The organism is Psychrobacter sp. TB20-MNA-CIBAN-0197, assembly GCF_040309765.1.
Lineage (GTDB): Bacteria > Pseudomonadota > Gammaproteobacteria > Pseudomonadales > Moraxellaceae > Psychrobacter > Psychrobacter submarinus.
In genome coordinates, this window is the sequence record NZ_JBEOPC010000846.1 from 1 (window position 1) to 261 (window position 261).

The following is a 261-nucleotide window of genomic DNA, read 5'->3' on the forward strand; positions in this document are numbered from 1 at the left end:
GTGCGGTAACCGGAGCAGATGGACTTCATCTTGCACGTCAACATGTCTATGATTTGGTGATACTCGACGTTAATCTTCCAGAACTTGATGGCTGGGGTGTTCTTGAACATCTGCGCCAAAGCAGCAATACCAGGGTGATGATGTTGACGGCCCGGGGACGGCTTGCGGACAAAATTCGCGGGCTCGATCTGGGTGCTGATGACTATCTGGTTAAACCGTTTGAGTTCCCAGAGCTGCTTGCCCGAGTACGAACCCTTATGC

The 261-nt window shown here is 52.1% G+C and carries 1 protein-coding gene; it reads left to right on the forward strand.

The genetic code is table 11. The annotated features are described in order from the left end of the window. Positions 1-261 (forward strand): response regulator (locus tag AAEY83_RS16255; RefSeq protein WP_351060679.1); only part of this gene is annotated, 261 nt, incomplete at both ends.